General features: G+C 64.8%; 22 protein-coding genes. 9 read left to right on the top strand and 13 right to left on the bottom strand.

What is annotated here, in order from left to right; translation table 11 throughout:
• Positions 1 to 76: 76 nt before the first annotated feature.
• The 3 genes from gyrB to dnaA all read right to left on the bottom strand — a co-directional run bounded on the left by gyrB (position 77) and on the right by dnaA (position 5173).
• The gene (gene gyrB / locus CAL19_RS18760; protein ID WP_094797639.1) at positions 77 to 2530 is read right to left on the bottom strand and encodes a DNA topoisomerase (ATP-hydrolyzing) subunit B; all 2454 of its coding nucleotides are present in this window, start codon (positions 2528 to 2530) and stop codon (positions 77 to 79) included.
• Between the two features lie 91 nt (positions 2531 to 2621).
• Positions 2622 to 3731 carry a DNA polymerase III subunit beta gene (gene dnaN / locus CAL19_RS18755; RefSeq protein ID WP_026640577.1) on the bottom strand — a complete coding sequence of 370 codons (1110 nt, stop codon included), beginning with the start codon at positions 3729 to 3731 and terminating at the stop codon, positions 2622 to 2624.
• A 2-nt stretch (positions 3732 to 3733) separates the two neighbouring features.
• Positions 3734 to 5173 (bottom strand): chromosomal replication initiator protein DnaA, encoded by a 1440-nt coding sequence (gene dnaA, locus CAL19_RS18750; protein ID WP_094797637.1) that lies wholly within the window; start codon positions 5171 to 5173, stop codon positions 3734 to 3736.
• 268 nt (positions 5174 to 5441) lie between these two features.
• On the opposite strand from dnaA, the gene rpmH reads away from it, so the two are divergent.
• The 8 genes from rpmH to CAL19_RS18710 all read left to right on the top strand — a co-directional run bounded on the left by rpmH (position 5442) and on the right by CAL19_RS18710 (position 14099).
• Positions 5442 to 5576: a 50S ribosomal protein L34 gene (rpmH, locus tag CAL19_RS18745; RefSeq protein ID WP_003800771.1), complete on the top strand. Its 135-nt coding sequence runs from the start codon at positions 5442 to 5444 to the stop codon at positions 5574 to 5576.
• Between the two features lie 50 nt (positions 5577 to 5626).
• Positions 5627 to 5998 (top strand): ribonuclease P protein component, encoded by a 372-nt coding sequence (locus tag CAL19_RS18740; protein ID WP_094797636.1) that lies wholly within the window; start codon positions 5627 to 5629, stop codon positions 5996 to 5998.
• Positions 5995 to 6267, top strand: coding sequence for a membrane protein insertion efficiency factor YidD (yidD, locus tag CAL19_RS18735; protein ID WP_026640574.1), 273 nt, complete (start codon positions 5995 to 5997; stop codon positions 6265 to 6267). The genes CAL19_RS18740 and yidD overlap by 4 nt, the downstream gene beginning before the upstream one ends.
• 61 nt (positions 6268 to 6328) lie before the next feature.
• Positions 6329 to 8020 carry a membrane protein insertase YidC gene (gene yidC / locus CAL19_RS18730; protein WP_094797733.1) on the top strand — a complete coding sequence of 564 codons (1692 nt, stop codon included), beginning with the start codon at positions 6329 to 6331 and terminating at the stop codon, positions 8018 to 8020.
• 230 nt (positions 8021 to 8250) lie between these two features.
• Positions 8251 to 9690: a catalase gene (locus tag CAL19_RS18725; protein ID WP_094797635.1), complete on the top strand. Its 1440-nt coding sequence runs from the start codon at positions 8251 to 8253 to the stop codon at positions 9688 to 9690.
• Positions 9691 to 9933: 243 nt separating this feature from the next.
• Positions 9934 to 10938: a Bug family tripartite tricarboxylate transporter substrate binding protein gene (locus tag CAL19_RS18720; RefSeq protein ID WP_094797634.1), complete on the top strand. Its 1005-nt coding sequence runs from the start codon at positions 9934 to 9936 to the stop codon at positions 10936 to 10938.
• A gap of 3 nt (positions 10939 to 10941) precedes the next feature.
• Positions 10942 to 12474 (top strand): sulfatase, encoded by a 1533-nt coding sequence (locus tag CAL19_RS18715; protein ID WP_094797633.1) that lies wholly within the window; start codon positions 10942 to 10944, stop codon positions 12472 to 12474.
• Entirely contained in the window at positions 12471 to 14099 is a 1629-nt protein-coding gene (locus tag CAL19_RS18710) for a GMC family oxidoreductase (RefSeq protein ID WP_026640569.1), read from the top strand. The genes CAL19_RS18715 and CAL19_RS18710 overlap by 4 nt, the downstream gene beginning before the upstream one ends.
• A gap of 21 nt (positions 14100 to 14120) precedes the next feature.
• Here CAL19_RS18710 and CAL19_RS18705 read toward each other — a convergent pair whose 3' ends face one another.
• From CAL19_RS18705 to CAL19_RS18660, 10 genes are all read right to left on the bottom strand, one after another.
• Positions 14121 to 14996 (bottom strand): ABC transporter permease, encoded by an 876-nt coding sequence (locus tag CAL19_RS18705; protein ID WP_094797632.1) that lies wholly within the window; start codon positions 14994 to 14996, stop codon positions 14121 to 14123.
• A gap of 19 nt (positions 14997 to 15015) precedes the next feature.
• Positions 15016 to 15804, bottom strand: coding sequence for an ABC transporter ATP-binding protein (locus CAL19_RS18700; protein WP_038852500.1), 789 nt, complete (start codon positions 15802 to 15804; stop codon positions 15016 to 15018).
• Position 15805: 1 nt separating this feature from the next.
• Positions 15806 to 16849, bottom strand: a complete 1044-nt coding sequence (locus tag CAL19_RS18695; RefSeq protein ID WP_094797631.1) for an ABC transporter substrate-binding protein — start codon at positions 16847 to 16849, stop codon at positions 15806 to 15808.
• A 13-nt stretch (positions 16850 to 16862) separates the two neighbouring features.
• Positions 16863 to 17765 (bottom strand): TauD/TfdA dioxygenase family protein, encoded by a 903-nt coding sequence (locus CAL19_RS18690; protein ID WP_038852499.1) that lies wholly within the window; start codon positions 17763 to 17765, stop codon positions 16863 to 16865.
• A gap of 147 nt (positions 17766 to 17912) precedes the next feature.
• The gene (locus CAL19_RS18685; protein ID WP_026640564.1) at positions 17913 to 19109 is read right to left on the bottom strand and encodes a M20 aminoacylase family protein; all 1197 of its coding nucleotides are present in this window, start codon (positions 19107 to 19109) and stop codon (positions 17913 to 17915) included.
• A gap of 207 nt (positions 19110 to 19316) precedes the next feature.
• The gene (locus CAL19_RS18680) at positions 19317 to 20384 is read right to left on the bottom strand and encodes an ABC transporter ATP-binding protein (protein WP_051423850.1); all 1068 of its coding nucleotides are present in this window, start codon (positions 20382 to 20384) and stop codon (positions 19317 to 19319) included.
• A 26-nt stretch (positions 20385 to 20410) separates the two neighbouring features.
• Positions 20411 to 21412 carry an ABC transporter ATP-binding protein gene (locus tag CAL19_RS18675; protein WP_094797630.1) on the bottom strand — a complete coding sequence of 334 codons (1002 nt, stop codon included), beginning with the start codon at positions 21410 to 21412 and terminating at the stop codon, positions 20411 to 20413.
• On the bottom strand, positions 21409 to 22338 hold the full coding sequence (locus tag CAL19_RS18670) for an ABC transporter permease (RefSeq protein ID WP_026640562.1): 930 nt from the start codon (positions 22336 to 22338) through the stop codon (positions 21409 to 21411). Before CAL19_RS18670 ends, CAL19_RS18675 begins: the two co-directional genes overlap by 4 nt.
• Positions 22335 to 23309 carry an ABC transporter permease gene (locus CAL19_RS18665; protein ID WP_094797629.1) on the bottom strand — a complete coding sequence of 325 codons (975 nt, stop codon included), beginning with the start codon at positions 23307 to 23309 and terminating at the stop codon, positions 22335 to 22337. The genes CAL19_RS18670 and CAL19_RS18665 overlap by 4 nt, the downstream gene beginning before the upstream one ends.
• A gap of 18 nt (positions 23310 to 23327) precedes the next feature.
• Positions 23328 to 24911: an ABC transporter substrate-binding protein gene (locus CAL19_RS18660; protein ID WP_026640560.1), complete on the bottom strand. Its 1584-nt coding sequence runs from the start codon at positions 24909 to 24911 to the stop codon at positions 23328 to 23330.
• Between the two features lie 126 nt (positions 24912 to 25037).
• Between CAL19_RS18660 and mnmE the strand changes: the two genes are divergently transcribed.
• Positions 25038 to 26390, top strand: coding sequence for a tRNA uridine-5-carboxymethylaminomethyl(34) synthesis GTPase MnmE (gene mnmE / locus CAL19_RS18655; RefSeq protein ID WP_094797732.1), 1353 nt, complete (start codon positions 25038 to 25040; stop codon positions 26388 to 26390).
• The last annotated feature ends 15 nt before the right edge of the window (positions 26391 to 26405 follow it).

Below are 26405 nucleotides of genomic sequence, written 5' to 3'. Positions count from 1 at the left end.
GGATAAAACAAGGCTGCCCGAGGGCAGCCTTGTTTTATCCGGGCCGCGGGCCGTCGCCGGCCCGGACATCGAACGCTTACGCGTCGATATTGGACGCCGACAGCGCATGGGTTTCGATGAACGCGCGGCGCGGCTCGACGTCGTCGCCCATCAGCGTGGTGAAGATCTCGTCGGCGGCGATCGCGTCTTCGATCTTCACGCGCAGCAGGCGGCGCACGGTCGGGTCCATGGTGGTTTCCCACAGCTGCTCGGGATTCATTTCTCCCAGGCCCTTATAGCGCTGCTTGGAAATGCCGCGTTCGGCTTCGTTGCGCAGCCACTGCATGGCCTCGCGGAAGTCGCCGATGAACTGTTCCTTGCGCTTGTCGCCTTCGCCACGCGCCACGACGGCGCCGGGGCCGATCAGGCCCAGGAAGGTCTTGGCGGACTTGGCCAGCACGGCGTAGTCGGCGCCTTGCACGAAGTCGGCGTCGATGATGCTCAGGCGCACGTTGCCGTGATGCATGCGGCGCACCATCAGGCGATGCTGCTCTTGCGCTTCGTCGAACTCGGCGGTGACCTCTACGCCGTTGCCGGCCACCGCTTCGCGCAGCGCGTCAGTCAGGCGCTTGGCGGACGCCGCGGCCGTCTCGCCGGTGGACAGGTCGATCTCGACGCCTTCGGCCATGGCCGACAGGGCATCCACGTCAAACAGGCGCGACAGGCGCGCAATGACGGCATCGGCCAGTACGTACTGGCGCGCGAGCTCGGCCAACGCTTCGCCGGTGATGGGCTCGGCGCCTTGCGACGGGATGAGCGCGGCGTCTTTCAGCGCCAGCTGCAGCATGAACTGCGCTTCTTCCTGGTCGTCTTTCAGATAGCGCTCTTCGCGGCCGACCTTCACCTTGTACAGCGGCGGCTGCGCGATGTACACGTAGCCGCGCTCGATCAGCTCGGGCATCTGGCGATACAGCAGCGTCAGCAGCAGGGTGCGGATGTGCGCGCCGTCGACGTCCGCGTCGGTCATGATGATCAGGCGGTGGTAGCGCAGCTTGTCGATATTGAAATCCGGCCCGATGCTGGTGCCCAGCGCCGTGATCAGCGTGGCGATCTGTTCGCTGGCGATCAGGCGGTCAAAGCGCGCCTTCTCGACGTTGAGCACCTTGCCGCGCAGCGGCAGGATGGCCTGGAACTTGCGGTCGCGCCCCTGCTTGGCCGAGCCGCCGGCCGAGTCGCCCTCGACGATGTACAGCTCGCACAGCGCCGGGTCTTTCTCTTGGCAGTCAGCCAGCTTGCCCGGCAGGCCGGCGCCTTCCAGCACGCTTTTGCGGCGCGTCATTTCGCGGGCCTTGCGCGCGGCCTCACGGGCGCGCGCGGCCTCGATGATCTTGCCGCACAGGGCCTTGGCGTCGTTCGGGTGTTCCAGCAGCCAGGTTTCCAGCGTGCGAGCCACGGCGTCTTCCACGGCCGGGCGCACTTCGCTGGACACCAGCTTGTCTTTGGTCTGGCTGCTGAACTTGGGCTCGGGCACCTTCACCGACAGCACGCAGGCCAGACCTTCACGCATGTCGTCGCCAGCGGTTTCGACCTTGGCCTTCTTGGCCAGTTCGTTATCGGCGATGTACTTGTTGATGACACGGGTCATGGCGGCGCGCAGGCCGGTCATGTGGGTGCCGCCATCGCGCTGCGGGATGTTGTTGGTGAAGCACAGCACGGTTTCCGAGTACGAGTCGTTCCATTGCATGGCGACTTCGACGCCCACCGGCACGCCGCCCGCGCTGGATTCGGTCGACACCGCGAAAACATTGGAATGCAGCACGGTCTTGGAACGATTGATGTACTCGACAAAGCCGCGCACGCCGCCCGAGAAGGCGAAGTTCTCTTCCTTGCCCTGGCGCTGGTCGACAAGGCGGATCTTCACGCCATTGTTCAGGAACGACAGTTCGCGCAGGCGCTTGGACAGGATGTCGTAGTGGTATTCAATGTTGGTGAAAATCTGCGGGTCGGCCAGGAAGCGCACTTCGGTGCCGCGCTTGTCGGTAGGGCCGGTAACCGTCAATGGCGCCACGCGCACGCCCTGGCGGAACTCCATCTGATGCACCTGGCCGTTGCGGCGGATGGTCAGGCGCAGCCATTCGGACAGCGCGTTCACGCACGACACGCCCACGCCGTGCAGCCCCCCGGACACCTTGTAGGAGTTCTGGTCGAACTTGCCGCCTGCGTGCAGCTCGGTCATGACGATTTCGGCGGCGCTGCGGCCGAACTCGTCGTCTTTGTGGATGTCGGTGGGAATGCCGCGTCCGTTGTCGGTCACCGAAATCGAATTGTCGGTGTGAATGGTGACCACGATGTCGTCGCAGTGCCCGGCCAGGGCCTCGTCGATCGCGTTATCGACTACCTCGAACACCATGTGGTGCAGACCCGTGCCGTCGGACGTGTCGCCGATATACATGCCCGGGCGCTTGCGCACGGCCTCCAGCCCTTTGAGCATCTTGATCGAATCGGCGCCATAGCCGGCGTTCTCGGGATTGCTGTTCTGCTGATCTGACATGTTTATATCGCTAACACTTCAAAAGACGGCCAGGCGGCCGGACCACGGCGGGCGGCCTGGCGCCCGCGCGGCATGAGCCCATATGCGCGGATCAGATCCGCATGGGCATGACGACGTACTTGAACTGCTCGTCGTCGGGCAGGGTGATCAGCGCCGACGCGTTGGCATCGGGCATCACCGACCACTGCACATTCTCGGTCTTGACGTTGGACAGGACGTCGAGCAGGTAGCCGACGTTGAAGCCCACATCGAGCGCTTCGTGGCCGTAATCGATGTCGAGTTCTTCCTGGGCCTCTTCCTGCTCGGCGTTGGAAGACGAGATCTTCATCTGGTTCTGCGCCAGCTGCAGACGCACGCCCTTGAACTTGTCGGTGGTGAGAATGGCCGCGCGCTGCAGGCTGCCTTGCAGGGCCTCGCGGCTGATCACGAAATGGCGGGTGTAGTTGGTGGGGATCACCCGCGTGAAATCGGGGAACTTGCCTTCGACCAGCTTGGACACCAGTTCGACATCGCCGAAGCGGAAACGGATCTGGCCCGGCGCCACGTCGATGGAGACGGGCTCGTCGGAATCTTCAAGCAGGCGCTGCATTTCAAGCACCGTCTTGCGCGGCACGATGACTTCGTGGCGCTGCTCGATGCCGTCGGCCTTGGTGGCGCAATGGGCCAGGCGGTGGCCGTCGGTGGCCACGGCGCGCACGTGGCCGGCTTCGAACACCAGCAGCATGCCGTTCAGGTAATAACGGATGTCTTGCTGCGCCATGGCAAAGTGCACCATGTTCAGCAGGTGGCGCAGGGTGCGCTGCGGCAGGCTCAGCGACACATCCCAGTGGTCGGGTTGAGCCACGGTGGGGAATTCGCTGGCGGCCAGCGTCTGCAGGGCGAACCGGCTCTTGGCCGACTGCACCGACAGCTTGTTGTTGGCCAGGCCGAGCTTGACTTCGCCCGTGTCGGGCAACGCTTTCAGGATGTCCAGCAACTTGCGCGCGGCGACCGTGGTGGATTCGTTGTCATTGCCCACGCCGAAATCGGCATGCGTGGTGATCTGGACTTCGAGGTCGGTGGCAATGAAGGCGACCTTGTTGCCTTCCTTGCGCATGAGGATGTTCGCCAGGATGGGCAGGGTATGGCGTCTTTCGACGATTCCCGCCACGGTCGACAGCGGTTTCAGCAATGCATCGCGCGTGGTTTGTACGAGTTGCATGTTCATCCTTTTAGAGTTTGTTCCAACACGTGCAGGGTATGGTTAAGCTCGGCCTGCTTGGCGCGGGCATCGGAAATCTTGCGTACCGCATGCAGCACGGTGGTGTGGTCGCGGCCACCGAACAAATCGCCGATTTCCGGCAGGCTTTTCTGGGTGAGCTCCTTGGCCAGGTACATGGCGACCTGGCGCGGCAAGGCAATATTGGCGGGACGCCGTTTCGAATACATGTCGGCGACCTTGATCTTGTAGAAATCGGCCACCGTTTTCTGGATGTTCTCGACCGTGATCTGCCCGTTGGACACCGACAGCAGGTCTTTCAGCGCCTCTTTGCAGACGTCGACCGACAGCACATCGCGCCCGTGGAAGCGGGCATAGGCCAGCACCTTGCGCAACGCGCCCTCGAGTTCGCGCACATTGCTGCGCAAATGCTTGGCAATGAAGAAGGCGACTTCCTCGGGCATGGGAACGCCTTCGGATTCGGCCTTGCGCAGCAGGATGGCCACGCGCATTTCGAGTTCGGGCGGCTCGATGGCGACGGTCAGGCCGGAATCGAAGCGCGAGATCAGGCGGCTGTCGATGCCGGCGAGTTCCTTGGGGTAGGTGTCGCTGGTGATGATGATCTGCTTGCGCTGCGCGACCATCGCTTCAAAGGCGTAGAAGAATTCTTCCTGGGTGCGGCTTTTGCCCGAGAAGAACTGGATGTCGTCGATCAGCAGCAGGTCAAGCGAATGGTAATAGCGCTTGAAGTCGTCGAACGCCTTGCGCTGGTACGCCTTGACCACGTCGGACACGTACTGGTCGGCGTGCACATAGCGCACCCGCACGCCCGTGCCCGCGGCCACCATGGCGTTGCCGATGGCATGGATCAGGTGGGTCTTGCCCAGGCCCACGCCGCCATACAGGAACAGCGGGTTGTACGAAATGCCGGGGTTCTCGGCCACTTGCAGCGCCGCGGCGCGGGCCAGCTGGTTGGCCTTGCCGGTAACGAAGTTCTCGAAGGTAAGGTCGGTGTTCAGGCGGGACCGCTCGTACACCACGCCGGCGGCGTCGGCCTGCATGGCCGCCGCCACGTTCGCTGCGGGCGGATTCGGCGCCTGCGCCGGCACGGCGCCCTGGACGGCGGGCGCAACCGGCGCCGCCGCCCCGGGGGCCGGGGACGGCGCGCGGGGGGCCGCCGGCATGCGCGGCGCCGCGCTGCCCGATGGCAGTTCGAAAGCAACCTGCACCGGCCGCTGGAACCATTCGGCGGCCAAGGCCTCTATCTGGTGGGAAAAATTCTTGCGCACCCAGTCCAGCTTGAACCGGTTGGGCGCGGCAACGCGTAACACGGCCTGCGTCTCGTCGTACGCAAGCGGCACCAGCGGCCTGATCCAGGCGCTGATCTGTTGGGGGGGGAGTTCCTGCTCTAGACGACTGACGCAGGTCTGCCAGAAATCTTTCATGTCGCTCTTGTTCAAACCTCGATTCTACCTTGCCTGGGGGTAGGTTATCCACAGGCCGGACGTGCCCCTTGCCCGCGCCCGACCCGTAACTGTTTGACAAGGCAGAGAAAACTTGCTGAAATGATGGGCTTTTCCGAATTCTGTCTGTCAGAAGGTTCTATTTACGCGCACCGGGGGCACCCCCGGTTGCCTTATGCGCCAAGCGTTGTCCTGGCCAAGAACCCGTCGGGCAGGTCCCTTCTGACTTTGTTCTTTTTGTGGATCGTCCATGAAACGCACCTACCAACCTTCCGTCACCCGCCGCAAGCGTACCCACGGCTTTCGCGTGCGCATGAAAACCCGTGGCGGCCGCGCCGTACTGAACGCCCGCCGCGCCAAGGGCCGCAAGCGCCTGGCCGTCTAAGGCCGGCACCCGGTCTATTCGTCCGCCGCGTATCGCCGCTCCGGTCGTTCATGCCGCGCGCCACGCTTCCTCCCGAGGCGCGGCTGCATCGCCCCTCTGAGTTTGCCGCTGCCCTTAAAGGGCGCCGGCTGGCCCGAGGGGCTTTCTTCGTCCTCAGCGGCGCGCCCAACAGCCTGCTGCCCGGCCAGCCCGAACAGGCCCGTCTGGGCATGGTGATCGCCAAGCGCTATGCGGCTCGCGCAACCACGCGCAACGCCATCAAGCGCGTCATACGCGAATCGTTCCGGCACCATCGGCAGCAGTTGCCCGCGCGCGACTACGTGGTGCGGCTGCACAGCAAGCCCGCTGCCGCCACACTTACTGAACTCAAGCGGCAGGTGCGCGCCGAAGTAGACGCTCACTTCTCGCGGGTGCGGCCATGATCAAGGCATTCCTGATCGCCCCCATCCGGTTCTACCGGTTCTTTCTCAGCCCCTGGCTGGGCCGGCAGTGCCGGTTTACCCCCACCTGCTCGGCGTATGCGATTGAAGCCATCGAGCAGCACGGCGCCTGGCGGGGCCTGTTGATGGCGGCGGGCCGCATCGGCCGCTGCCATCCCTGGGCCGCCGGCGGCTACGACCCGGTGCCCCATACGCATCATCCCGACTCGCCCCCGTGTAACGCCCATCGGCACCGCACTGGTCCCAATTGACGCTAAACTCGCGGGTTTGCCGTTCCGCTTCCGGCCGGCCCGCATACTTACCGTAGGCATCATGGATATCCGACGAACCATCCTCTGGATGATCTTCTCTTTTTCGCTGTTGCTCCTGTGGAACAACTGGCAAGTCCAGCACGGCAAGCCGTCGTTGTTCGGCGCGCCCCCCGCCGGGGCCGGCGCCGAATCCTCCGCGCAACAGCCCGGCGCCAACGGCCAGGCGGCCACGCCTTCGGTGCCATCGGCGCCGGCCGCGGCCGCCGCGCCCAGCGCAGTGCCAGGGGCGGCCCCCGCGCCGGCGGCCGCCCAGGCCGAACAAGTGGTGGTCAGCACCGATGTATTGCGCCTGACCTTCGACACCACGGGCGCCCAACTGGTGCGGGCGGAACTGCTGAAATACCCCACCGCCGGTCAGCCCAACAAGCCCACCATCCTGCTAGACCGCTCGCCCGAACTGACGTACGTCGTGCAGTCCGGCCTGGTGGGCGCGCCCAATGGCCAGAACTTCCCCACCCACCTGACGCCTTTCCGCGTGGTGTCCCGCGAGCGCGAGCTGTCCGGCGACACCCTCAAAGTCGTGTTCGAGGCGGAATCGGGCGGCTTGAAGGTCACCAAGACCTACACACTGCATCGTGGCCGCTACGACATCGACGTCCAGCATTCGCTGACCAACGCGTCCGATGCGCCGCTGTCGCCTTCGCTGTACCTGCAGCTCGAGCGCGACGGCAACGACCCGGCGGACACGTCCAGCTTCTATCACACGTTCACGGGCTTCGCGGTCTACTCTGAACAGGACAAATTCCAGAAGATCACCTTCTCGGACATCGCCAAAGACAAGGGCGACTACATCAAACAGGCCGACAACGGCTGGATCGCCGTGGTGCAGCACTATTTCGCCACGGCCTGGGTACCGCCCCAGGGCAAGCCCCGCGCCAACGAACTGCTGCAAGTCCAGCCCAACCTGTACGCGGCGCGCAGCATCGAAGCCGTAGGCGCGGTGCAGCCCGGCGACACCGCCCGTGTCGACTCGCACCTGTGGGTAGGCCCGCAAGACCAGAAGGCCATGGGCGAACTTGCGCCCGGGCTTGAACTGGTGGTCGATTACGGCTGGCTCACCATCATCGCCAAACCCCTGTTCCTGCTGCTGACGTGGTTGCACGGGCTGCTGGGCAACTGGGGCTGGGCCATCGTCGCCCTTACCGTGATCATCAAGGCCGTGTTCTTCCCGCTGGCCTCGGCCAGCTACCGGTCGATGGCGCGCATGAAGCAGGTGGCGCCGCGACTGCAGGCCCTGAAAGAAAAGTATGGCGACGACCGCCAGAAGCTCAACCAGGCCATGATGGAGATGTACCGCACCGAGAAAATCAACCCGCTGGGCGGCTGCCTGCCCATGCTGGTGCAGATCCCGGTGTTCATCGCCCTGTACTGGGTGCTGCTGGCCAGCGTCGAAATGCGCGGCGCGCCGTGGATCCTGTGGGTGCAAGACCTGTCGGTGCGCGATCCGTACTTCATACTGCCCGCGATCATGATGGCGACCATGTTCCTGCAGATCAAGCTGAACCCCACGCCGCCTGATCCCATCCAGGCCAAGGTCATGATGATCATGCCCCTGGTGTTTGGCGGCATGATGTTCTTCTTCCCCGCAGGCCTGGTGCTGTACTGGTGCGTGAACAACACCCTGTCCATCGCACAGCAATGGGTGATCACGCGCGGCATCGAGCGCAAGGCCGCCACCGCAGCCAACAGCTGATCCGACTGCGGCCCGCATCACACGGCCGCCAAGGGCCGGGCTTCTGACAGAGCCCGGCCCTTTTTCTATTTCGGAAGGTCGCGGCCGTGTCGGTCCGGCGTCCGGCACAGGCCGGTTAGGTTTTATTTATGGAATTTGATTAATAAATCAATTTCCTAGAATTAATAGTTTTTCCTAATATGAGTCCACGCGCCGCCCTGCGGCCCTCGTCACTCAGCTTGGAAAGACGCATGACAGACAAAACTCTTACGACTGCCGCCGGCGCTCCCGTCGCCAACAACAACCATTCGCTCACGGCCGGCCCGCGCGGCCCGGTCTTGTTGCAGGATGTCTGGCTTATCGACAAGCTGGCCCACTTTGCCCGCGAACGCATTCCCGAGCGCGTCGTGCACGCCAAGGGCTCGGGCGCGTATGGCACGCTGACCATCACGCACGACATCACCCGGTACACGCGCGCCAGGGTTTTCGCCGAAGTCGGCAAGCAAACCCCCTTGTTCCTGCGGTTTTCTACCGTGGCCGGCGAACGCGGCGCGGCCGACGCCGAACGCGACGTGCGCGGCTTTGCACTGAAGTTCTATACCGAAGAAGGCAACTGGGACCTGGTGGGCAACAACACGCCGGTGTTCTTCCTGCGCGACCCCGTCAAGTTCCCGGACTTCATCCACACGCAAAAGCGCGACCCGCAGACCAACCTGCGCAGCGCCACGGCGGCATGGGATTTCTGGTCACTGAACCCGGAATCGCTGCATCAGGTCACCATCGTGATGAGCGATCGAGGCCTGCCGAAGAACTACCGGCAGCAGCACGGCTTCGGCTCGCACACGTACAGCTTCATCAATGCCGACAATGAACGCTTCTATGTGAAGTTCCACTTCAAATCGCTGCAGGGCATCGCCAATTACACCGACGCCGAAGCCGCCGACGTCGTGGGCAGCGACCGCGAAAGCGCGCAGCGCGACCTGTACGAACATATCGAGCGGGGCGACTTTCCGCGCTGGGCCATGAAAGTGCAGATCATGCCCGAGTCCGAAGCGGCAACCTACCACATCAACCCGTTCGACCTGACCAAGGTGTGGCCGCATGCGGACTACCCCTTGATCGACGTGGGCGTCATCGAACTTAACCGCAACCCGCAAAACTACTTTGCCGAAGTGGAGCAGGCGGCGTTTACGCCCGCCAACGTCGTGCCGGGCATCGGCTATTCGCCCGACAAGATGCTGCAGGGCCGCCTTTTCTCGTACGGCGACGCGCATCGCTACCGGCTGGGCGTCAATCATCACCAGATACCGGTCAATGCACCGCGTTGCCCCTTCCATAGCTTCCATCGCGATGGCGCGGGACGCGTAGACGGCAACCTGGGCGGCACGATCAACTACGAGCCGAACAGTTTCGGCCAGTGGCGCGAATCCCCCGCCGCGGCCGAGCCGCCGCTGGCGCTGGACGGCCAGGCCGCCGACCGCTGGAGCCACCGGGTCGATGATGACTACTATTCGCAGCCCGGCGCGCTGTTCCGGTTGATGACGCCGGCCCAGCAGCAGGCCTTGTTCGACAACATTGCCCGCCACATGGCTGGTGTGCCCGAAACCATCCAGCGCCGGCAGCTGGAGCATTTCCGCCGCGCAGACCCCCGTTACGCGGCGGGTGTCGCGGCCGCACTCGGCCTGAACTGACCCCATGGCCGTCGCGGCAACGCGACGGCGCCCCATGGGCCCCTATCGCCCCACGGCATCGCGCCGTGGGACGATGCTTTTGGCGCGCGCGGCTCGGAATACGTGCAGCGCTCTTGACATATCGACTGTGCCGGTCGTATGGTTTATAGAACCTTTAGATGTATAGCGAAATACACACCCCATGCAACGCCATACGCCGGATCGCGCCTGCAATAAGCGCCGGCCTTGGCACAGGAGACAAGTATGAAGCGTTTTGCCCCAGCGGGCGCCGCCATCGGCCGCCGCCGTTTCACTTCGGGTCTGGCAGGCCTGCTGCTGCTCGGCGGGGTGACCACAGCCGCAGCGGCAAACTACCCGACGCAGGCCATACGCATCGTCGTCCCCTGGCCTGCGGGCGGCCTGGTAGACCTGCCGGCAAGGCTGCTGGCCGATAAGCTGCAGGCCGAGCTTGGCGTTACCGTGGTGGTCGAGAACAAGCCTGGGGCGGGCGGCACCATTGGGGCCGACGCGGTGGCCAAGGCGGCTCCCGACGGGTACACGCTGATGGTAACCACCAGTGCCATCGCCATCAATCAGGCGGTGGGCCTGCCGCAGCCGTTCACGCTATTGAAGGATTTCAAGCCGGTCGCGCCGCTGGCCTATGCTTCGCTCATCCTGGTCACTCACCCGCAGCAAGGGCCCAAGACACTGTCCGATCTGGTTGATCGGGCGCGTGCCGCGCCGGGGCAGCTCAACTATGCATCCGCGGGCAACGGCACGCCGGGACACCTGGCCGGCGAATGGCTGAAATCCCGCGAGCAGTTGGATATCGTGCATGTTGCCTACAAGGGCGGCCCCCCCGCCATGACGGACCAGATTGGCGGCAGAGTGGATTTCCATTTTGCCAACGCCGCGGTGGCATTGCCGCAGCTGGCGGCCGGCAAGGTCACGGCGGTGGCAGTCGGCGGCGCGCAGCGTATGCCGCAATTGCCCCAGGTGCCCACCATGAAAGAGGCCGGCATCGCCGGGTTCGACACCGATCAATGGATAGGCCTGCTGGCCCCCGCCGCGACACCGGCTCCCGTGATCGACCGCCTGAACCAGGCCACGGGCAAGGCGCTGCAAGACCCGAAAGTCCGCGAGGCCTTGACGGCCGCGGGCATTACGGCAGCCGACCCCACCGCAAGCGATGCGTTCGCCGCGCAGGTGCGCGCCGACCTGGACAAATGGACCGACGTGGTCCGCAGCGCGCAGATCAAGGTGGAGTGATACATGCGTACTATTTTCATGCTGTTCGATTCGCTGATGCGCTCGGCGCTGCAATGCTACGGCGGCACGGCCATCGATACGCCCAACTTCAACCGGTTCGCGCAAAAAGCCGTGGCGTTCGATCGGCATTTCGTGGGCAGCCTGCCGTGCATGCCCGCCCGCCGCGAGATGCATACCGGACGGCTGAACTTCCTGCACCGCAGCTGGGGGCCGCTGGAGCCGTTTGACCAGTCGTTCGCACAGTTGCTCGGCGCCCAAGACATATACACGCACCTGGTGTCCGACCATTACCACTACTGGGAAGACGGCGGCGCGACTTATCACAACCGCTACAACACCTGGGAATTCGTGCGCGGCCAGGAATGGGACAAGTGGAAAGCCATGGTGCAGCCGCCCCTGGAACGCTTGCGCGCCATGTACCACCCCATGCAGCACCCCATGGGCAAGAACGACGGCCGGGTACAGGCGATGGTGAACCGCGAATTCATGCGCGAAGAAGCCGACTATTGCTGCCCGCGCACCTTCGACGCCGGCCTGGAGTTCCTGGAACACAACCGCCATGCGGACAACTGGCTGCTGCACCTGGAATGCTTCGACCCGCACGAGCCCTTTCATGCGCCGGCCCATTATCGCGAACGGTATCCCACCGATTACGACGGCCCCATCCTCGACTGGCCGCGCTATAAGCGCAATGAAGAATCGGCCAGCGAGATCGCCGAGCTGCGCGCGAACTATGCGGCACTGGTGGCCATGTGCGACCACCATTTCGGCCGGCTGCTCGATTTCATGGACAAGCACGACATGTGGAAAGACACCGCCGTGGTGCTGACCACCGACCACGGCTTCCTGCTGGCCGAGCACGACTGGTGGGGCAAGAACCGCATGCCCTTCTATAACGAGATCGCGCATATACCGCTTATGGTCTATCACCCTGACTGCGCCAGCCAGGCGGGGCAACGGCGCATGGCACTGACGCAGACCATCGACATCATGCCCACGCTGCTGGCCTTGCATGGCGTAGAGGCGCCCCCCACGTGCGATGGCCGGTCATTGCTGCCGCTGTTGACGCAAGACGGCCCGGGGCGCGAGGCCGCGCTTTACGGCATGTTCGGGGCCGGCACCAACATTACCGATGGCCGGTACACCTACTTCTTGTACCCCGAAGACATGACGCGCCAGCAGTTGTACGAATACACACTGATGCCGATGCACCTGAAATCCATGTTCCATGTCGACGACCTGCGTGGGTTGGAGCTGGCGCCGCCGTTTTCCTTCACCCAGGGCGTTCCGTTGCTGAAAGTGCCCGCGCGCCGCAACGATCGTGGCCAACCCACCGGCCACCAGGGGCAGGGCGGCGGATACGAAGACACCACGACGGTGCTGTATGACCTGGAGACCGACTATGCGCAAGAACAACCGTTCCGCGACGCGGCGATCGAAGCACGACTGCAGGAGCTGATGATGAAGATCATGCGCGACAATGACGCGCCCGCCGAAGCGTACTCGCGGCTGGGCCTGCGGACGCCCGCGCCATGAGCCGCGACACCGGGCGGCCCGGGGGCTACGACTACATCATTGTCGGCGCGGGCTCGGCAGGCTGCGTGCTGGCCAACCGGCTCAGCGCCGACCCCCGCTGCCGTGTCCTCTTGATCGAGGCGGGCGGCAGCAGCCGCAATTTCTGGCTGCGTTTGCCGATCGGGTACTTTCGCACCATCTACGACCCCCGGTTCTCGTGGCAATTCTCCACCGAACCCCAGCAGGCCACCGGCAACCGCACCATCGTGTGGCCGCGCGGCCGCGTGCTGGGCGGCTCCAGCGCCATCAACGGGCTGCTGTACATCCGTGGGCAGCATGCAGACTTCGACGACTGGCAGCGGCTGGGCGCCGACGGGTGGAGCTATAGGCAGGTGCTGCCGTTTTTCAAGCGATCCGAACGCTACCAGGGCGGCGCCAATGAATACCATGGCGCGTCGGGCGAATTGTGCGTCTCGGATCTGCGCAACAACCACCCGTACTGCCACGCATGGCTGCAGGCCGGCGCCGAAGCGGGCTTTGCGCACAACCCCGATTTCAACGGGGCACAGACCGAAGGGCTGGGATCGTACCAGCTTACGCTGCGGGGCCACTGGCGCTGCGATGCAGCCACGGCCTTCCTGCTGCCTGTGCTGGCCCGCCCCAACCTCAAAGTCCTGACTCACGCCCACGTCACCCGCGTGCTGATCCGGCAGGGTCGGGCAACCGGTGTCGAATGGCTGCGCGATGGCGTGGTGGAATCCGCGCGCGCCGAAAGCGAGGTACTGCTTGCCGCCGGCGCGCTGCAGTCGCCCCAGTTGCTGCAGTTATCGGGCGTGGGCCCGGCCGCGCTGCTGCAACAGCACGGCATAGCGGTCACGGCAGACCTGCCCGCCGTCGGCGAGAACCTGCAAGACCACTATCAGGCGCGGGTGGTAGTCAAGCTGCGCAAGAAGATGTCATTGAACGACCAGTCGCGCAGCATCGCAGGGTTGGCGTCCATGGGCGCGCAGTGGCTGTTTTCCCAATCGGGCCCCCTGACCGTGGGCGCGGGCCAGATGGGCGGCATGGTGTGCAGCCGGTACGCGCAGGGCGGCCGGCCCGACCTGTTGTTCAACGTCATGCCTCTGTCGGTAGACAAGCCGGGCGACCCCCTGCACCGGTTTTCGGGCTTTTCGGCCTCGGCTACACAATGCCGGCCGCTGTCGCGTGGGCACGTGCGCATACGCTCTGCCGATGCGCTGCAGCCGCCGGCCATTGTCACCAACTATCTCACCGAGCCGCACGATGCGCGCGTGCTGGTGGACGGCTTGAAGATACTGCGGGACATCTTCCGGCAGCCGTCGTTCCGCGACCTGGTCACATCCGAAGAATATATGCCCGGCAATGCGGTGACCGACGATGCCAGCCTGGAACAGTTTGCCCGCCACAACGGCGGCACGGTGTTCCATGCCAGCGGCTCGTGCAAGATGGGCAAGGACGAAAGCGCGGTGGTAGACCCGGAATTGCGCGTGCACGGCGTGTCGGCCCTGCGCGTGATCGACGCGTCGGTCATGCCTGCGATGGTGTCCACCAACACCAACGCTGCAAGCATCATGATCGGGGAAAAGGGCGCCGACCTGGTGCTGCGCGCCGCCGGCAGACGGTGATTCCGGGCCCAGTACCCGGAGTTACTTCTGCATGCCCCACCGCCGCACGGTCACGCGTTCCAGTGTGTTGAACACCAGGTTCTCGACCGCCAGCCCTATCATCACCACGGCCGCCAGGCCCGCGAACACGCGGTCGGTATAGAGTTCATTGCGGTTCTGGAAGATGTACCAACCCAGGCCGCCCTTGCCGCTCGATGCGCCGAACACCAGTTCGGCCGCGATCAGCGTGCGCCACGCAAACGCCCAGCCGATGCGCAGCCCCGCCACGATCGACGGCAGAGCCGCCGGTATGAGAATGCCCAGCACATACCGCGGCCCCTTCAGGCCATAGTTGCGTCCCGCCATGCGCAGCGTTTCCGGCACCGCCAGGAAACCGGAATAGATGTTCAGCGCCAACGCCCACAGCACGGAGTGAATCAGCACGAACACCAGGCTGCCTTCGCCCAGGCCGAACCACAGCAGCGCCAGCGGCAACAGCGCAATTGCCGGCAGAGGGTTGAACATGGCTGTCAACGTCGAGAGTACGTCGCGGCCCACCCGCGTCGAGACAGCGAGCGTGGTAAGCACAAACGCCAGCACGATGCCCGCCGCATAGCCCTTGAGCAGCACGGAAAGCGACTGGAGCGCGCGGCGGGGCAACTCGCCATCCAGCAAGCCCTGCACGAAAGCCTGGGCGGTCTGCCATGCGCCCGGCAACAGCAGGTCATTGTCGGTATACCGGGCCGCCGCTTCCCATGCCAATGCGAGCAGCAGCAGAATGCCCGCCTTGCGCACGCCGGCATGCTGGCGCAGCCGCTCGTGCCAGGCCAAAGGCGCCTCGCTAGCCAGCTCCGGCAGGGGCGGCAGGATGTATTCGATTTCGGGGCGCGCCGCGGCGCCGCTTGCTTGCAATGTCATGACAGGACTTCCGGCGGGCTCAGGCGGCCCGCTGCAGCGGACGATGCGCGGGTGCGTCGAACAACAGATCATGGATGCGCCGCGTTGCCGCCTGGAACGCCGCGGACCCCTGGCTGTGCAAGTCGAACGCCTGGGCGTCGAGCTCGGCCCGCACGCGGCCGGGATGCGGCGACAACAGCAGAATGCGATTGCCCAGCACCAGCGCCTCTTCGATCGAGTGCGTGACGAAAAGCAGGGTGAAGCGCGCTTCGTCCCACAATGCCTGCAGTTCTTCTTGCATCTTGCGGCGCGTCAGCGCATCCAGCGCCGCGAACGGCTCGTCCATCAGCAAGATGCGCGGCTGCATGGCCAGCGCACGCGCGATCGCCACCCGCTGCTTCATTCCACCCGACAGGGTATGAGGGTATGCGCCCGCAAATGCCGACAGGCCCACCTTGTCCAGGTAGTGCAGCGCGCGCTCGCGCGCCTCGGCCCGGCCCAGCCTGCGCGAGGCCGCCAGCGGAAACATCACGTTGTCCAGCACTGTCTTCCAGGGCGGCAGCTGGTCGAATTCCTGGAACACCACGATGCGATCGGGCCCGGGGCCCGACACCGGATTGCCGCCCAACAGGATCTGGCCGGATGTGGGTGCGACAAAACCCGCGATGGCCTTGAGCAGGGTGGATTTGCCACACCCGGATGCGCCCAGCAGGATATAGCGATCGCCTTCCAGCACCTCGAAGCTGACCTCGTGCGTTGCCCGCACACGGCGCTGCGGCGTCTTGTATTCCAGTGTCAGGTCTCGCACCTGCAGTAGCGATTCTGACATCTCAGCTGCCCTGCCCGATGGCGGGATCGTCGAAGAAGTATTCGGTCCAGTCGTGGGGGGTTTTCTTGATGGCGCCCACCTGGCCCATGAACTTGGCAAGCACCAGCGTATTGTTGGGCTGCAAGGTAAATGACACGTCGGGATTGGTAATGACCTTGACCAGGAAATCGCGGTGGAGTTTCGCCCCCGTCACGCGCAGATAAATATCGGCCGCCTGCTCCGGATTGGCCGACACGAATTGCGCCGCCTCTTGCAGCGCCTTCAGGAAAGCGCCGTAAGTCTTGGGATTATCTTCGCGAAACTTCTCGGTAGCGAACAGCACCGTGGCGGAACTGGGCCCGCCCAGCACATCGTACGAATTCAGCACGATGCGCGCGTCGGGGTTCTGCGCCAGCTCCTGGTCCTGGAACGGCGGGTTGCCGAAGTGCGCCGTGATTTCCGTGCCGCCCGAGATAATGGCGGCCGCCGCGTCAGGGTGCGGCATGGCCACCGAGATCGTATCCAGCCTGGCATACTGCGCATCGCCCCATTGCTTGGCCGCAGCCAGCTGCAGCACGCGAGCCTGTACCGACACGCCCACCGCCGGCAGGGCGATGCGGTCTTTATCGGTGAAGTCGGCGATCGTCCTGACTGCAGGGTTGTTGGTCACCAGGTAATAGGGAAAATTGCCCAGCGACGCCACGCCCTTGACGTTCTGGCGGCCGCGCGTGCGATCCCAGATGGTAAGCAGGGGGCCCACGCCCGCCGCGGCGATGTCCACGCTGCCCGACAACAACGCATCGTTGACCGCCGCGCCCCCGGATAGCTTGACCCATTCCACCTCGATATCCACACCGGCCGCCTTGCCGTGCTTTTCGATCAATTGCTGGTCGCGCGCCACATTCAACATCAGGTACACGATGCCGTACTGCTCGGCGATGCGCAGGCGGCCTTCGGCCAGCGCCGGCGTGGGCGACAACAGCGCCAGCACGGCAATCACGAGCGCCAGGAACGCGGCGCCAAGGTAGCGCCGCAGGCGATGTCGGGCGGGGGACAGTTTATGCATGGTGTGATCCCGTTCAGTACGGCAGGTCGCCTTCGATGGTGGTGCGATACAGCTTGCGGCGCAGGTGCGGCGGGCACCCCGTGGCCAGGTGGATCAGCGACCGGTTGTCCCAGAAGACCAGATCGTGATCGCGCCATACGTGGCGGTACGTGTGCTCGGGCCGCACGCTGTGCGCGAACAGCTCGTCCAGAATCTGCCGGCTTTCGTCTTCGGGCAGGCCCTCGATGCGGGTCGTGAAGCCTTCGCTGACAAACAGCGCCTTGCGGCCGGTTTCCGGATGCGTGCGCACGACGGGATGCACGACCTCCTGCACTTGTGCCAATTGCTCGGGGCTGAGGGTGGGGCGCCAGTTGCCGTCTTTCTGCATCTGGCCATACTTGGCCAGATACGAGTGCACGGCGCGCCGGCCATCGATGGCCCGGCGCAAGTGAAGCGGCAGTGTCTCGTACGCCTTGTGCATGTCCGCGAACAGGGTGTCGCCGCCCTCGGCGGGCAGTTCCTGCGCATGCAGCAGCGAGCCCAGGCTGGGCAGCGGCTTGTACGAGATGTCGGAATGCCAGTACTTGCCTGCATCACCCAGCCCCACGGGCTTGCCCTGCTCGATGATGTTCGACACGATCAGGACTTCGGGATGGCCCGGCAAGTGGTACTGGTGCAGTACGTGGATCATCAGCTTGCCGAAGCGGCGGCTGAAGTCGATATGCTGCTGCGGCGTGATGCGCTGGTCGCGAAAGACCACGACATGGTGGTCCAGGTGCGCGCGGTGGACGCGCGCGAAGTCATCGTCGCCCAGCGGCTGTGCAAGGTCCAGGCCGACAATTTCGGCGCCCAGCCCGCCGGGCAGGGGGCGGACATCGAAATCCTGGAAAAATGCATCGGCACGTTCGGCGTGGCGCAGCGCGGTACTGGCAGACATGGACGGCTCCGGTATTCAGAGCCTTGAATTATGCAAACCGCCGCCTGCACCCCCAACGAAGTTATCGGTGTTTGGACAAAGCCTCAGGTCATATAGGTCCGCACCGCCGCGCACCACACTGGCCGCGCGGCGGCGGGGCAGCGCCGTTCAGGCGGCCAGGAACTTCTCCACCAGCTTGACCCAGTAGGTGGCGCCCACCGGCAGCAAGGCGTCATTGAAGTCGTAGTTGGGGTTGTGCAGTTGGCAGGGCCCCATGCCGTGATAACTGGCCAGGCGGTGGTCACCGTCGCCGTTGCCCAGGAACAGATAGCAACCGGGAACCTTCTCAAGATAGAAGGCAAAGTCTTCGGCGCCCATGAAAGCCGGGATATCGCAGTTGACCTGCTCGTCGCCGAAGGTTTCGCGCGCCACCTGGGCGGCAAACTCGGTTTCCTTTTCCCAGTTCACCAGCGGCGGATAGGCGCGCACGAAATCCAGTTCGCCCGTCGCGCCATATACCTGCGGCAGGGTCGTGGCAATGCGGCGCATGCCTTCTTCGATCTGGTCCAGCACGTCCACCGTGTAGGTGCGCACCGTTCCACGCAGCACGGCCTCGCCGGGGATGACGTTGTAGGCGTCGCCGGCATGGATCTGGGTGATGGTCAGCACCGCCGATTCCAACGGGTCTTTGCTGCGCGAGATCAGCGTCTGCAGCGCGTGCACCATATCCGCCGCGATGACGATGGAGTCCACCGAACGGTGCGGCTGCGCCGCATGGCCGCCCACGCCGCGTATGGTGATGTCCCACCGGTTGCTCGAAGCCATCGCGGGGCCGCTGCGAAAGCCGAACTGGTTCACCGGCATGCCCGGCATGTTGTGCAGCCCGAACACGGCATCGCAGGGGAATTTCTCGAACAGGCCGTCTTCCATCATGGCGCGCGCGCCGGCATTGCCGCCTTCTTCGGCGGGCTGGAAAATGAAGACGACAGTCCCGTTGAAATTGCGGTGCTTCGCCAGGTACTCGGCTGCGCCCAGCAAAATGGTCGTATGTCCATCGTGGCCGCAACCGTGCATACGGCCTTCGATGGTGGACTTGTGCGCGAAACGATTGTGCTCGGGCATGGGCAGGGCGTCCATGTCGGCGCGCACGCCGACGGTCTTGCCGCCCGATCCCGACTTCAGCACGCCCACCACGCCCGTCTTGCCAAAGCCGGTATGCACCTCGATACCGAAGCTGCGCAGCCGTTCGGCCACCAGCGCCGACGTACGGGTTTCCTGGAACGCCAGTTCGGGATGCGCATGGATATCGCGCCGCAGACTGGTCAAGTCGGCATGAGCGCGTTCAATCTCATCAATGGTTTTCATAGCGTCTGGCCTACAGAAATTGCTGATACCCAAGTCTTTTAGCATATCGGGGGCGCATTTCCGGCGGAGCAAATAAACCGCTCCGCGGGCGTGCATTCAACTGCCCACCGCTCGGTGTCAGACACCCTGCCGGGAGTCTGACACCCACCGAAAAATCACCACCCGCTCACCCCCGCCCACGCCCCGGTGTCTGACTCCCGCAGGGTGTCAGACACCATTCGCGCTTGCGCCGGCCGCGCCCGGGCGTCCCGGCTCATCATTCAAATGACATGCGCTGGCGTGGCCGGGCGCGATCTGGCGCAGCAGCGGCCGCTCGGCCGAGCAGCGCGGCATGGCGTGCGGGCACCGGGGATGAAACGCACAGCCAGCCGGCGGCGCCAGCGGCGAGGGCAGCTCGCCCTTGATGGGCTGGTAATCGCGCCGTCCGGGGCGCAGGTCCGGCAGCTCTTTCAGCAGGGCCTGGGTGTACGGGTGATTCGCCCGCGAGAACACCGCCTCGGTCGGCGCGAGTTCGACAATGCGGCCCAGGTACATGATGGCCACACGGTCCGAGATATGGCTCACCACGCTGAGGTTATGACTGATGAAGAGATACGTCAGGTCCAGCTCGCGGCGCAACTGCGCGAACAGATTCAGCACTTGCGCCTGGATCGACACATCCAGCGCGGCGACCGCCTCGTCGCACACGATCACCGATGGCTTGAGCGCCAGGGCGCGTGCAATGCCGATGCGCTGTCGCTGCCCGCCAGAGAACTGGTGCGGATAGCGCTGCGCGTAAGCCGGGTCCAGGCCCACCTGGCGCATCAAGCCAGCCACATAAGCGGCCTTCTCGCCACTGCGGATCAGGCCGTGCGCCACGGGCGCCTCGCCGATGATGTCCAGCACCCGCATGCGGGGGTTCAACGATGCATAAGGATCCTGGAAGATCATCTGCACCCCAAGTTCATAGGCGCGGCGCTCGCGTGCCGGCATCTTCGCCACGGACGCGCCGCGGTACAGGATTTCTCCCCCCGTGGGGCGCAGGATGCCGGCCACCATGCGGCCCAGGGTCGACTTGCCGCAGCCGGACTCGCCGACGATGCCTATCACTTCGCCCGCGCGCACGTCCAGGTCCACGCCGCCCACCGCCTGCACCACCAGCGTCTTCAGGCCGGCCCCGAACAGGTTGGCGATGCGGCCGGCCAAATCGACAGGCTGCACGAAATGCTGCTCTACCTGTCGCAGCGACAAAACCGGAACGCCTGCCTGCCGCGATGGCGGTTGCCCCGAAGGCACGGAAGACGGGAATGCGGGGGTCTGCACTACGAATCTCCTGCATGCCAGCAGCGCGCCCAGTGGCCCGGCCGGTGCTCGACGGCCGGCGGAGCCTGCAGACAGGCTTCGGTGGCACGCGCACAACGTTCGCGAAACGCACAGCCCTGCGGCAGGTTCAATAGCGACGGCGTCATGCCCGGGATGGGCTCCAGCGGCTCGCCGCGCGTATGCGGCGTGGGGATCGACGCGATCAGGCCTCGCGTATAGGGGTGCAAGGGCTGGCCGATTACGTCGGCCGTCGTGCCGGTTTCCACCACGCGGCCGGCATACATCACCGCCACGCGGTCCGCCAACCCCGCGACCACCGCCAGATCGTGGGTGATCCAGATCAGCCCCGTGCCGGTCTCGCGGCACAGCTTCTGCATCTCGTAAAGAATCTGGCCCTGTATGGTCACGTCCAGCGCCGTGGTGGGCTCGTCGGCAATGATCAGCCGCGGCGCATTGAGCAGCGCAATCGCAATGGCCACGCGCTGCCGCATGCCGCCCGACAACTGGTGCGGGTAGGCGCGCAGGCGCTCCTGGGGCGACGGAATGCCCACTTTGGTCAACACCTCGAGTGCGCGCGCGTGCGCGTCGGCCCGGCTGACCCGACGGTGCGCCAACACCGTCTCGACCATCTGGGTGTCCACCCGCAGCACCGGGTTCAGCGTCATCATGGGGTCCTGGAAGATCATGGCGATGTCGCTGCCGCGCAGTTCGCGCCAGCGCCGCGGCGAAGCCTGGCGCAGGTCTTCACCGTTCAGGCGTATCTCGCCATCGACCACACGGCCTGGCGGATCCACCAGCCCCAGCAGAGAAAACCCCGTGATGCTCTTGCCCGATCCCGATTCGCCGACCAGGCCCAGGATCTCGCCCGCGCCTACCGACAGGTCTACCCCGTCAACGGCCTTGACGACCCCGGCTCGCGTAAAGAAATGCGTCTTCAGGCCGCGCACTTCGAGCATGGGCGCGGCGGACGGATGCGCGTTCATGTCGGGCATGCTGCTCATGTCGCATTGCGGGGGTTGAGCACGTCGCGCAAGTGATCCCCCACCAGGTTGATGCCCACGATGGCAATCGCCAGTGCGATGCCCGGAAAGAACGAAATCCAGTACAGGCCCGACAACAGATACTCGAAGCCATTCGAGATCAGCATGCCGAGCGATGGCTCGGTCACCGGCACGCCCACGCCCAGGAACGACAGCGTGGCTTCCAGTGCAATAGCGTGCGCCAGGTCTATGGTGGCAATGACGATAAGCGGCGGCATGCAGTTGGGCAGCACGTGGCGAAACAATACGCGCCCCCAGCCCAGCGACATGCAACGCGCCGCCTCGACATACTCGCGGCTGCGCTCAACCAGCGCAGCCCCGCGGGCGGCGCGCGCAAAGTACGCCCATTGCACCACCACCAGCGCGATGATGACCTTGTCCACGCCCTTGCCCAGGATCGCCAGCAGGATCAACGCAACCAGGATGGCCGGGAACGACAACTGGATATCCACGGCGCGCATCAGGAACGCGTCGACGCGCCCCCCGAAATAGGCGGCGATCAGCCCCACCGTGGCGCCGATGATAAAGGCGGCAAGCACCGAGATCGTGCCCACCATCAGGCTCGTGCGCATGCCATACAGAATGGCCGAGAACACATCGCGCGCCTGGCCGTCGGTGCCCAGCCAGTACGTCATGCTGCCGTCGCTGCTCGTGCTGCCTGGCGGCAGCTTTGAATCCAGGATGTCCAGCGATCCGATGTCGAACGGGTTCTGCGGCGCGATCCAGGGGGCGAACAGCGCCGCGCCCACCGTCAGCAGCAACAGCGCCAAGCCCAGCAACGCCAGCTTGCTGGCGCAGAAATCCGCCATGAACCGCCGCAACGGCGTCTCCACCGGCGCGGCGACAGGCGGCTCGGCAACATTGGCGGGGCTAACGGGCGTGGTCATGCGCGGCGCTCCAGACGCACCCGCGGGTCGAGCACGGTATAGACGATGTCCACGATCAGATTCAGCATCACCAGGAAGAAAACGATCAACATCAGGTAGGCCACCACCACCGGGCGATCCAGGTTGATGATGGAGTCGATCAGCAGCTTGCCCATGCCCGGCCAGGAAAACACGGTTTCGGTCACCACGGCAAAGGCCATGACCTGCCCGAATTCCAGCCCGGCCACCGTCACGATGGGAATCAGGATGTTCTTGAGCAGGTGCACGCCCAGCACGCGCTTTTCGGACAGGCCCTTCGCCCGGGCGAACTTGATGTAATCCATAGGCAGGGACTCGCGCGTGGCCGCGCGGGTCACCCGCACGATCATGGCGCACTTGGCCAGCGCAATCGTGCTGGCCGGCAGGATCAGGCTCGCCCAGCCGCTCAGGGTCAGCACGCTGAGCGGCACGCCCAGCACCGTAACCGTCGCGCCGCGGCCGCTGGCCGGCAGCCAGCCCAGCGTCACGGCAAACAGCATGATCAGCATCAGGCCGACCCAGAAGTTCGGCAGCGAAAAGCCCAACACCGATCCTGTCATGATGGCCCGCGATCCAACCGCCTTGGGACGCAGGCCCGCGATGATGCCCAGCGGCACGCCGATCAGCACCGACATCAGCATGGCCACGGTGGCCAGTTCAACGGTGGCCGGCATGCGCTCGAGTATCAGGCGCATGGCCGGCTCGCCGGTCAGGAAGCTGTTGCCGAAGTCGCCTTGCACCGCCTGGCCCAGGAAGGTCAGGTACTGCATCAACAGGGGCCGGTCCAGCCCCAGCGATGCGCGTATTTCCTCCCGCTGCGCATCCGTGGCCTCGGGGCTGGCCATCATCGACACCGGGTCGCCTACCAGGTAGATGCCCACGAACACCAGCGCGGACATCACCAGCAATACAACCAGCGTCTGCAGCAGCCTGCGAATAATGGTGGCCAGCACGTTGGCGCGGCTCCAGCGTTACTTCTTCAGGGTCGCATACTGCACCAGCGTGGTCTGGTCGGGCCGCCCCTGGTAGCGGATGTCGTTCTTCATGGCCCACACAGACAACTCGAAATGCAGCGGCAGCAACGCGAAGTCGTCCATGGCGATATTGCTGGCCTGCTGCAGCAGCTTGGCGCGCTTGTCGTCGTCCATGGTGGATGCCGCCTCTCGCACCAGCTTGTCCATTTCAGGGTTGGAATAGCGGCCGCGGTTGGTGGTGCCTTCGCCCGCATCCGGATTGCGGGTCATCAGCAGCGAGGTCAGCGGATTGGACATTTCGCCACTGGTTACCGACCAGCCCGCCATATAGGCGCTGAACTCATAGCTGTCGCGCTTCTTGAAGAACACCGACGGCGCCAGCGCTTCGACGCTGGTCTTCACGCCTATGCGCGACCACATCGACGCCAGCGCCTGGGCGATCTTCGAGTCGTTGACATACCGGCCCGACGGCGAGCCCAGCGTAATCGTGAACCCATCCGGATAGCCCGCTTCCTTCAGCAAGGCCTTGGCCTTATCCGTGTCGGCCTTGGGCGCTTCGGCATGTTCCTTCGACGAGCCGAACATAGGATACGGCAGCACGTTGCCCGCGGCCTTGGCCACCCCGCCCATGACGCGGTCGACGATGGCATCGCGGTTGATCGCCAGCGACAGCGCTTCGCGCACGCGCTTGTCTTTCAGCGGGTTCTTGTCGAGCGGGATGCCCGGCGTCGGCTCGGCATGCTGGTCCATCGCCACGTACATCACCCGTACCGACGGCGTTTCTTCCACGTACAGGTCTTCGTTCTTCTTCAGGTTGGGCAGGTCGTCGGTGGGCGGATCCTCGATCAAGTCCACATCGCCCGCCAGCAGCGCGGCCACACGGCCCGCGGCGTTCGACATGGGGCGGTAGATCACGCGGTCCCAGTCGGGCTTGTCGCCCCAATAGTGTTCATTGCGTTCGAACACCAGCTCGGCCCCGCGCTTCCAGGACACGAACTTATATGGCCCCGTACCCACCAGCCCGTCGCCGCTATTGAGCTGCGTGGTGGTCTTGCCCTCGGGCGCGGGGCCCGAAGCCGCCTGCTTCGACAAAATCGGCAACTGCGCCAGATTGATCAGCAACAGCGGCGCCGGAGCCTTGGTGGTGATGCGCACGGTCAGGGGGTCCACGGCCTCGGTCTTGGCCACCGACCCCAGGTACAGGGTAAAGGGCGACGGGCTATTGGGCACCTTGGGAATGCGGTCGTACGTGAACACCACATCTTCCGACGTGAACGGCGTGCCGTCCGAGAACTTCACGTCAGGCCGCAGCTTGAACGTCCAGACATTGCCGTCCACCGTCCAGGACTCCGCCAGCGCGGGCTGCGGCTGCAGCTTCGAATCGGCGCGCACCAGCGGATCGAACAGCGTCTGGGATATCTGCGTATTCGGCGTCAGCGCGTGATATTGCGGATCCAGCGAACTGGGTTCGGTTTTCAAGGCCACCACCAGGTCGCGGGCCGCCGCCGGCCCCGTGGCGCCCAGCGCCATCGCCAGGGTCACCACACCACCTGCCAATAAACGTAACCATCGAGACGCCATCTTGCTTCTCCCAGTTTGTTCCGCGGTTGGACTGCCGAAGAACATAACCAGCAAACCTCGGCCCACGCAACAGTTATATTCCCTTATTGCCCTTCTGGCTCTGTCTGGATTCTGCTTTCTATGGCCCTGCCCACACACGCCCCCATCGCTGCGATTGCCACCGCGCCCGGCCGTGGCGGCATAGGCGTTGTCCGGGTGTCCGGCCCCGATCTGTCCGGCCTTGTGCGGCGCCTGTTCGGCCGCGCCCTTACACCGCGCCACGCGCACTATCTGCCCTTTACGGCCGATACCGGCGAACACCTGGACGAAGGCATCGCGCTGTACTTCCGCGCGCCGCACTCGTATACCGGCGAAGACGTGCTGGAACTGCAGGGGCACGGCGGGCCCGCCGTGCTGCGGCGCATCCTGGACCGCTGCCTGCAGGCCGGCGCCGACCTGGGCCTGCGCCTGGCCGAGCCGGGCGAATTCACGCGACGAGCCTTTCTGAACGACCGCATGGACCTGGCCCAGGCCGAAGCGGTGGCCGATCTGATTGATGCATCATCGATTGCCGCCGCGCGCGGCGCCATGGCGTCCCTGTCGGGCGAATTCTCGGCGCGCGTCAACGCCCTGTCCGACCGCATCGTGCACCTGCGCATGCTGGTCGAAGCCACGCTGGACTTTCCCGAAGAAGAAATCGACTTTCTTGAAAAGTACCAGGCGCGGCCCACGCTCGAAACACTGGCCGCCGATCTGGACGCGCTTATCGCGCAGGCGCGTCAGGGCGTCATCCTGCGCGAGGGCCTGCACGTCGTGCTGGCGGGCAAGCCCAACGTCGGCAAATCCAGCCTGCTGAATGCGCTGGCAGGCGACGACATCGCCATCGTCACACCCATTGCCGGTACCACGCGCGACAAAGTGGTGCAGGAAATCCACATCGACGGCGTGCCGCTGCACGTGGTCGACACCGCCGGACTGCGCGATACCGACGATACGGTCGAAAGCATAGGCATCGCCCGCACCTGGCAGGAAATCGAACGGGCCGACGTCATCCTGCACCTGCAGGACGCCACGCAGCCCGGCGACGAGATCGACGCGCAGATCGTGGCGCGCCTGCCCGCCCGCACCCCGGTGCTGACGGTGTTCAACAAGGTGGACCTGCTGGATGCGCCGTTTCAACCGTCCGACAAACAGCTGGGCATCTCGGCGCGCCAGGGCACAGGGCTGGACGATCTGCGCGCGCGCCTGCTGGCCCTGGCCGGCTGGAACCCCGGCGCCGAATCGCCCTGGCTTGCGCGCGAACGGCATGTGCGGGCCCTGCAGATGGCGGCCGAACACCTGGCCCTGGCGTGCGAACACGCCGCGCAGGACGACCGCGTGCTGGATCTGTTTGCCGAAGAACTGCGGCTGGCGCACGAAAGCCTGACCAGCATCACGGGCAAGTTCACCAGCGACGACTTGCTGGGAGAGATCTTCTCGAGTTTTTGCATCGGCAAGTAATGCCCGAGGCCGCCT

The organism is Bordetella genomosp. 7 (genome assembly GCF_002261265.1).
Taxonomy (GTDB): domain Bacteria; phylum Pseudomonadota; class Gammaproteobacteria; order Burkholderiales; family Burkholderiaceae_B; genus Bordetella_A.
This window is presented reverse-complemented; position numbering and strand designations above follow the sequence as displayed.

Coding starts and splice junctions, on each gene's coding strand:
- gyrB (WP_094797639.1), bottom strand. CDS start 2,530: ATGTCAGATCAGCAGAACAGCAATCCCGAGAACGCCGGCTATGGCGCC.
- dnaN (WP_026640577.1), bottom strand. CDS start 3,731: ATGCAACTCGTACAAACCACGCGCGATGCATTGCTGAAACCGCTGTCG.
- dnaA (WP_094797637.1), bottom strand. CDS start 5,173: ATGAAAGATTTCTGGCAGACCTGCGTCAGTCGTCTAGAGCAGGAACTC.
- rpmH (WP_003800771.1), top strand. CDS start 5,442: ATGAAACGCACCTACCAACCTTCCGTCACCCGCCGCAAGCGTACCCAC.
- CAL19_RS18740 (WP_094797636.1), top strand. CDS start 5,627: ATGCCGCGCGCCACGCTTCCTCCCGAGGCGCGGCTGCATCGCCCCTCT.
- yidD (WP_026640574.1), top strand. CDS start 5,995: ATGATCAAGGCATTCCTGATCGCCCCCATCCGGTTCTACCGGTTCTTT.
- yidC (WP_094797733.1), top strand. CDS start 6,329: ATGGATATCCGACGAACCATCCTCTGGATGATCTTCTCTTTTTCGCTG.
- CAL19_RS18725 (WP_094797635.1), top strand. CDS start 8,251: ATGACAGACAAAACTCTTACGACTGCCGCCGGCGCTCCCGTCGCCAAC.
- CAL19_RS18720 (WP_094797634.1), top strand. CDS start 9,934: ATGAAGCGTTTTGCCCCAGCGGGCGCCGCCATCGGCCGCCGCCGTTTC.
- CAL19_RS18715 (WP_094797633.1), top strand. CDS start 10,942: ATGCGTACTATTTTCATGCTGTTCGATTCGCTGATGCGCTCGGCGCTG.
- CAL19_RS18710 (WP_026640569.1), top strand. CDS start 12,471: ATGAGCCGCGACACCGGGCGGCCCGGGGGCTACGACTACATCATTGTC.
- CAL19_RS18705 (WP_094797632.1), bottom strand. CDS start 14,996: ATGACATTGCAAGCAAGCGGCGCCGCGGCGCGCCCCGAAATCGAATAC.
- CAL19_RS18700 (WP_038852500.1), bottom strand. CDS start 15,804: ATGTCAGAATCGCTACTGCAGGTGCGAGACCTGACACTGGAATACAAG.
- CAL19_RS18695 (WP_094797631.1), bottom strand. CDS start 16,849: ATGCATAAACTGTCCCCCGCCCGACATCGCCTGCGGCGCTACCTTGGC.
- CAL19_RS18690 (WP_038852499.1), bottom strand. CDS start 17,765: ATGTCTGCCAGTACCGCGCTGCGCCACGCCGAACGTGCCGATGCATTT.
- CAL19_RS18685 (WP_026640564.1), bottom strand. CDS start 19,109: ATGAAAACCATTGATGAGATTGAACGCGCTCATGCCGACTTGACCAGT.
- CAL19_RS18675 (WP_094797630.1), bottom strand. CDS start 21,412: ATGAGCAGCATGCCCGACATGAACGCGCATCCGTCCGCCGCGCCCATG.
- CAL19_RS18670 (WP_026640562.1), bottom strand. CDS start 22,338: ATGACCACGCCCGTTAGCCCCGCCAATGTTGCCGAGCCGCCTGTCGCC.
- CAL19_RS18660 (WP_026640560.1), bottom strand. CDS start 24,911: ATGGCGTCTCGATGGTTACGTTTATTGGCAGGTGGTGTGGTGACCCTG.